This is a genomic window from Pedobacter sp. 01T416_2 (assembly GCF_056398925.1).
In genome coordinates this window covers 1-5,235 of the sequence record NZ_JBFTQI010000413.1, presented here as the reverse complement: position 1 = coordinate 5,235, position 5,235 = coordinate 1, and the positions used below count along the sequence as shown (strand labels likewise).

Annotated in this window: 2 protein-coding genes; one reads left to right on the top strand and one right to left on the bottom strand. The window is 37.7% G+C overall.

All coding sequences use genetic code 11. The features are described 5' to 3' along the window. A partial coding sequence (locus AC1DPQ_RS16765; protein ID WP_477610304.1) for an alpha-2-macroglobulin family protein occupies positions 1-4,176 on the top strand: 4,176 nt, incomplete at its 5' end. Between the two features lie 153 nt (positions 4,177-4,329). Here the strand turns inward: AC1DPQ_RS16765 and AC1DPQ_RS16760 are convergent. Beyond that, complete coding sequence (locus AC1DPQ_RS16760; protein WP_477610303.1) at positions 4,330-5,004, bottom strand: LytR/AlgR family response regulator transcription factor; 675 nt, start codon at positions 5,002-5,004, stop codon at positions 4,330-4,332. Positions 5,005-5,235: the final 231 nt, after the last annotated feature.

Genomic DNA, 5,235 nt, shown 5'->3' with positions numbered 1-5,235 from the left:
AATATATATAGTGAAAGAAAGCAGATTGCCATTGGCAAAACAAATACCAAACCAGGTGGCAAATTCGATATTACCTTTTTTGCAAAGGCCACCAATGCCAAACAGAATTATAGCTACGAAATTGAAACTGAGGTAACGGATTTAAATGGCGAAACCCGAACGAAAACCACAGCGATAAATGTGGGGCAAAAAGATATTAATCTTAATGTCAGTACCGAACAGGTTATTTATGTAAGCAACAAAACCGATAGTATCCCATTCTGGGTAACCAATTTAAACAACGAACCCATTAAAGCGAATGTTAAGGCAGAATGGAGTTTGTTGCAGGCGCCATCCAGGTTAATGAACAAGAGTCCGTTTTATGCCGAAAACTATGCATTAAGTAAAGAGGAGTTTATAATGAATTTTCCAAATGAAGATTATAACAATGAACTCGAAGTAGCCAAATGGCCAATAAAATCGGTAGAATTGAAACAAAGCCCTACTGCTAAAAATGGTCGGGGGAGTTTAAACTTCAACCAAAAAAACCTAAAACCAGGTTATTATAAAATCAATTTAATAGCCATAAACGAGCAGAACGATACCATTAAAGTAGATCAGTATTTAGTTATCTATAATGAAGCGCCTGCAACGATACAATCTAATATCGAATGGATTGCTCCTGAAGTAAGCGTAATTAAACCGACTGAAAGCGCTGTTTTCCGCTTGGCGGGCTTAGCCGATAATAGTAGGGCTTATTATGAAGTTTATTATCGTGATAGTATAGCCGAAAAGGTATGGCTTAATCTATCGCCAAAACAAAGTTTTGTTAAAATTAAACCGAAAGGTAATTACGAGGATGGTTTTGCCGTACAGTTTACCATGGTACATCAAGGTATGGTTTACAGTTCGATGCAACAGGTTAAAATTATAGATCCGAAAAAAGAGTTAGATATCAGGTTTTTAACCTTTAGAAATAAACTTCAGCCTGGTGAAAAAGAAAGCTGGAAACTACAGATCAGTAATAAAAATGGCGAAAAGCAGATGGCCGAAATGGTGGCTACGCTATACGATGCAAGTTTGGACGACTTGAAAAGAATGGATTGGAATACGCAGTTACCAACAGGCTTTAACTATTATTTTTACACTTGGAACTTCAATGTAAATGACATCGCAAACGCTGGTTATTTATGGTTTTTAAGATCTGGAAATAATTTTGGCGTAATTACACGCGGTTACGAAAACCTTAATTTATTCGGTTACAATTATTATGGTGGCTACAACAATGGTTATCGTAATTATATGAACAATTTACAAAGGCCTAAAAGAAAGGGTTTATCTCCTGAGGCTGTTCAGAAATTAGCTGAGTTGGCTAATGGCAAATTAAGCTACGGGGTGGTATTCGATGAACATGGCGAAATATTGCCAGGTGTAGAGGTAAAATCTGGCAAAACAGTAACAACCACTAATGTTTTTGGTATTTATACTATTGATGTTAAAGCAGGGGAAACATTGAGTTTTGCTTTTCTAGGCTTTAAGGGCTACGCTATAAAAGTAGGTGCTAAAAAACGGATTGATGTAACCCTGAAGGAGGATGGAAATGCTTTGAAAGAAGTGGTGGTTACGGGATACGGAGCACAAAAAAAGCAGAATATGACTGGTTCGGTTGTTCAAATTAGAGGGATGTCAACTTTGGAAGGGAAGGCTGCCGGATTAAGTGTTGAAGCACCCACAGTTGAAAAACTAAAGGGAGCTGTTTCTGGCAATAGGGCTGAAGATACTTCAGTCTTTGCAATGGCTGATGAAGATAAATCAACAACAATACGTCAGGAAGTGGAAGTACTTAAATACAAAAAAACTGACATCACGCCACGTACCAATTTCAACGAGCTCGCATTTTTTTATCCACAATTGTTAACCGATGCCAAAGGCGAAATCAAGATCGAGTTCACCATCCCGCAAAGTTTAACACGCTATAAAATGATGGGTTTTGCACATACCAAAGATTTAAAAACGGCATCGATTACCAATGAATTGGTTACCCAGAAACAATTGGCCATTGCCATTAATGCCCCACGTTTTTTCCGCGAAGGGGATACCATCTTATTAAGCGCCAAACTAAATAACCTGGCAGGCAAAAAACTTATCGGTAAGGCCAGTTTAGAACTTACAGATGCCTTAACTGCAAAACCGATCCAGATTTTTGGAACAAACGAAAAAACCGGAAAAACTTTCGAAGTTGATGATGCAGGAAATGCTGTTTTAAAATGGACATTAATTATTCCATCCGGTATTAATGCCATTACCTATAAAGTTTTGGCCCAAAGTGGTAAGTTTAGCGATGGTGAAGAAAATACCATTCCCGTTTTGGCAAACTCAATGTTGGTTACCGAAAGTATGCCTATAAACGTGCGTGGCAATACCAGTAAAACTTTCGATTTTGTGAAGCTGGAGAAATCAGGAGCTTCAAAAACCTTACGTAACCAAAGTTTAACTTTCGAGTTTACCTTAAATCCCATCTGGTATGCCGTGCAGGCATTACCTTATTTGATGGAATACCCCTATGAGTGTGCTGAACAAACTTTTAGCCGGTTTTATGCCAATAGTTTTGCAACAGGTATCATTAATTCCTCACCAAAAATTAAAACCGTTTTCGAACAATGGAAAAATACAAATAATGGCGAAGCCCTCTTATCTAACCTAGAGAAAAACCAGGAGCTCAAATCAATTTTGTTAGAAGAAACGCCTTGGGTGCGTAATGCCGATAATGAAAACGAGCGTAAAAAACGTTTGGCCATGCTTTTCGATTTGAATAGAATGACTTACGAGTTAAAAAACAACTTCGAAAAGTTAGAAAAAATGCAATTTAATAATGGTGCCTTTCCATGGTTTAATGGCATGCAGGAAGATCGGTACATTACACAACACATAGTTTTAGGAATGGGCCAGCTAAAAAAACTAAAACTGATTGACGAAAAAGCTTATCCTAATTTTAATGTAATGCTTAACAAAGCCATTATTTATTTAGATGCACARCTGGTTAAAGATTATAAGGATGAAGTGAAAGGAAAACGTTTTGCCTATTTGCCGTTGCACTATCTATTCGCCAGAAGTTACACTAATCAAAAAAATACCAATGCAGATTTTTTAAAGGCCAAAGATTTCTATCTGAAAAAATTAATAGCGAGCTGGAAAACCTTTGATACTTACCAGTTGGCACAAACCGCCTTGGTTTTAAATAGAAACGGCAATGAGGTAGAAGCCAAAAAAATCATTACGTTATTAAATCAAACGGCTCAGCAAAATGAAGAACTCGGCATGTATTGGGCTACCAATAAAGCAGGCTGGTGGTGGTACCAAAGTCCGATAGAAACACAGGCTTTATTAATAGAGGCTTTCGACGAAGTGACTAACGATGCCAAATCGGTGGAGGAAATGAAAATCTGGTTGCTCAAAAACAAACAGACCAACGATTGGAAAACAACCAAAGCCACTACGGCAGCTTGTTATGCATTGCTAATGAAAGGTACTAACCTTTTGACAGAGCGCAATGAACCTGAAATAACTATTGGCGGTCAAAAAATAGCAGATTTGCAACAGCCTAACGCCGTAAAAGAAGCTGGAACAGGCTATCAAAAGTTAACCATTGCCGGTACTGATGTAAAACCAGAAATGGGTAAGGTACAGGTGAAAAATAACAACACAACAATTGCATGGGGAGCGCTTTACTGGCAGTATTTTGAGCAATTGGATAAAATAAGCACTGCCAGTACAGGTGTTAAAATTAAAAAGCAATTGTTTATCCAAAAAGCCAGTACTAAGGGCGATATTTTGACGCCATTAACTGCAACAAATGTTTTAGCGCCTGGCGATTTATTAAAAGTGCGTATTGAAATTTATTGTGATCGGGATATGGAATATATTCATTTGAAAGATATGCGTTCATCGGGTTTTGAACCTGTAAACGTAATCTCCAGGTATAAATATCAGGATGGTTTAGGTTATTACGAAAGTACAAAAGATGCTTCAACCAATTTCTTTATTAGTTATATGCCTAAAGGAACCTATGTATTCGAGTATCCATTAAGGGTTACACATGCCGGAAATTTTTCAAATGGAATTACCTCTTTGCAAAGCATGTACGCACCTGAGTTTACCACACACTCAGCAGGAATAAGGGTAAATGTGAAACCTTAATATTTTGACCACCTTTACCCTGACCTGGAGCGAAGCGGAAAGCTACGGAGTAAACCGAGCCTTAAGCGAGCTCACCGAAGGTAATTCATTTCAGGGTCTAACYAATGAAGCACAAACCTCACAGATTTTTAAACCTGTGAGGTTTAAATTGCATTAAGTAAGTTTAATATTGGTATAAGTTGCCCCGATAGGAATAATTTTTTCTCCAATCCAAATCTGGCTGCGATCAAATTTGGATATTTTATTTTTAGCCACAATAAAAGCCCGGTGACAACGGATAAAATCTGCTTTCGGCAACAGTTCAGCCAAATCGTTAATGGTAATCCTCGAGCTTAAAAGTTTGTCTTTTAGCTGTATTTGGGTGTAGTTGCCTGAGGCCTCCACATAAAGGATTTCGTCCAACTCCACCTTAATTTGCTCGTAACCATCTTTTACGAAAATATATGCTGTTTTTGTTTCCTGCTTCTGGTTGCGCAGGTTAAAGAGTTCCTGGGTTTTATTGCAAGCCTTTAAGAAACGCGAAAGTGAAAAAGGTTTTAGCAGATAATCTACAGCATCGAGTTCAAAACTCTGCACAGCATGCTCTGTGTAGGCCGTTGTAAAAATAACCATTGGTGGCTTGCTCAAACTCTTTAAAAAATCAATTCCACTGATATCTGGCATTTTGATATCCAGAAAAATTAAATCAACCTTGTTCTGCTGAAGATAGCTGATGGCTGCAAAAGCATCTGTAAAAGTTTGTTGCAATGTTACAAATGGAACTTTTGAGGCGTGAGATTTTATAATCTCTAGTGCAATCGGTTCATCATCTATAGCAATGGCAATCATTTTTTATTTTTTTCTTTGTGTTTTTCTCTTCTGTCATGCCGACGAAGGAAGCATCTCTAGGAGAGCTCAAAGGAGATCGTCATTTCGACCGTAGCGGAGAAATCTTTTAAACTTCGGTCAAAGATTTCTCCATTACGCTGCGCTCCAGTCGAAATGACGAATCACCCAAATTTATCAATTTAAATTATTTACTCGTTTATTTGATTTCTGAAAGATACGTATCACTAATCC